Origin of the sequence: Paenibacillus sp. FSL R5-0527 (assembly GCF_038008055.1) — a bacterium.
GTDB classification, from domain to species: domain Bacteria; phylum Bacillota; class Bacilli; order Paenibacillales; family Paenibacillaceae; genus Fontibacillus; species Fontibacillus macerans.
In genome coordinates this window covers 1-1,994 of sequence record NZ_JBBOYI010000009.1, presented here as the reverse complement: position 1 = coordinate 1,994, position 1,994 = coordinate 1, and the positions used below count along the sequence as shown (strand labels likewise).

Here is a 1,994-nt window from a genome sequence, read left to right as displayed (position 1 = left end):
AAGTATCAAAAAGAGGTCAAGGAATTGCAACTTAAAACGGCGCTCAAACTCAAACTCGCCGGAAAAGTACATGAGACCGCACTCGATGATGTGCTGAATCAGTTTGACACAACAAAGATCGAACTAGATGAACACGGCAACATCAAAGGTGGATATGACGACCAAGAAAAATCCTTGCGAGAAAGCAAGGGTTTTTATTTTGTGCCTGAAAAGCCGAACGAGCCGCACTTCACAGGATTCAAGCCATTCAATGGCGATACAGGCGGCGGTAGCAGTGATAAATCGGGCGAGTTTGGCAAGCAATTAGCGGCACAAAACAAACAATCTAGCGACAAAATGCAAGAAGCACAAAAACAATACTTTGGAGGTTAAAGAGCATGAGTAAATTTGTTGAAACAACTTACGGCACACCCAAGCAAATCCTTAAGTTTCCCGATCATTATGTGGCCTTGGCCGTGACGGTAGATGATGCTGGTGTAACACCGGATGCAAACGGCAGAAAGATTGTGCCTGCGGGGACGATTCTTGGGGGCGGATTTATCGCTGACGATACCCAAAAGGCCGTGCCTGCTAACGGGGCAACGTCGGAAGGTGTTTTGTTTAACGACACGGATGTAACCTATGGACCGGCTCCAGGGGCCGCAATCATCCACGGTTTTATTGATCTGAATAAACTTCCGGCAGCGCCGACAGCGGACGCAATTGCTGCACTCAAGCAAATCACATTCATTAAGTAAAGGAGAGAAATTTAATGGCTACTATTTTTGACCTTATCAATGCGAAAAATATTGCAACCTACTATGAAAGTAACGGTTCTAACTTGATCCCTTACCTTGGGGAAACGTTGTTCCCAGCTAAAAAGCAACTTGGCCTGGACTTGAGTTGGATCAAAGGGTTTAACGGATTGCCTGTTTCACTTAAACCATCTGAATTTGATGCAAAAGCAACGCTGCGGGATCGTATCGGACTGAACAAAATTGATACGAAAATGCCATTCTTCCGTGAGGCAATGCGGGTCGGCGAAGAAGAACGCCAGGACATTCTGCGGTTGATGGCTTCGACAAATTCTCAATATTTGATGCCTGTTATTAACCGTGTTTATGACGATGCGACGAACCTAGTCAATGGTGCGCGGGTCATCTCTGAAAGGATGATCATGCAGCTTCTTTCTGGTGGAAAAATTTCGATCACCGCCAACCGACAGGATTATGATTACGACTATAAGATGCCTGCATCCCACCAAGAAACTCTTGCCGGTACAGCCCAATGGAGCGATCCTGACTCTAATCCGGTAGACGACATCCGCACGTGGCAGGATACCGTAGAGGATGATACCGGCGTTCGCCCTGCTCGTGCTATCTGCACGCGCAAGACCTGGAATTATCTCTTGGCAAACAAAACGATTCGTTTGGACATGAACCCGGCAGGTGGTCAAAACATCATTCTGACGGACTCTATGTTGCAACAATACCTGATGAGCAAGCTTGGCATTACGGTAGCAGTATACAACAAGAAGTTTGCCCTTGAAGTTGGCGGCGCTGCTCAATTGTTCTTCCCGGACGATGTGTTTACGCTTATTCCTGATGGTAACCTTGGCAACCTGTATTACGGGACAACGCCGGAAGAGGCTGACCTTATGAGTGGCGGAACGGTGGCAGAGGTGCAAATTGTAAACACTGGTGTTGCGATCACGACCGTGAAGGAGCCTCATCCGGTTAACGTGGAGACTATCGTCAGCCAAATTTGCCTGCCATCGTTTGAAACGATCGATACTATTTTCGTCGCTAAGGTAGCAGGTTAAGGAGAGGGAAAACCTCTCCTGATTTATTTTGGAGGTGTTTGAAAGATGGAAGAAGTAAAAGAAGAAAAACAAACAAGGAAACCTAAAGCCAACAAAGTGACGTTGCTTAAGAACATCAAGTACAAGGAGCAGCGGTATAAAATTGGTGAAGAAATCGAAATTGACGAAAAGGACAGAGAGGCATTTGTAAAAG

4 protein-coding genes are annotated in these 1,994 nt (G+C 46.2%); all 4 read left to right on the top strand.

Features of this window, described 5'->3' with window-relative positions:
* Positions 1-372 (top strand): phage scaffolding protein (locus NYE69_RS33420; RefSeq protein WP_445744854.1); only part of this gene is annotated, 372 nt, incomplete at its 5' end.
* 5 nt (positions 373-377) lie between these two features.
* Complete coding sequence (locus NYE69_RS33415; RefSeq protein ID WP_340930720.1) at positions 378-737, top strand: hypothetical protein; 360 nt, start codon at positions 378-380, stop codon at positions 735-737.
* A 14-nt stretch (positions 738-751) separates the two neighbouring features.
* Positions 752-1,801: a major capsid protein gene (locus tag NYE69_RS33410; protein WP_340930718.1), complete on the top strand. Its 1,050-nt coding sequence runs from the start codon at positions 752-754 to the stop codon at positions 1,799-1,801.
* 45 nt (positions 1,802-1,846) lie between these two features.
* Positions 1,847-1,994, top strand: a 148-nt coding sequence (locus tag NYE69_RS33880; RefSeq protein ID WP_445744855.1) for a DUF7210 family protein, incomplete at its 3' end; no start/stop codon positions are given.

What these genes read in the sequence shown, in the direction of transcription:
- NYE69_RS33415 (WP_340930720.1), top strand. Translation starts at nt 378, where the DNA reads ATGAGTAAATTTGTTGAAACAACTTACGGCACACCCAAGCAAATCCTT.
- NYE69_RS33410 (WP_340930718.1), top strand. Translation starts at nt 752, where the DNA reads ATGGCTACTATTTTTGACCTTATCAATGCGAAAAATATTGCAACCTAC.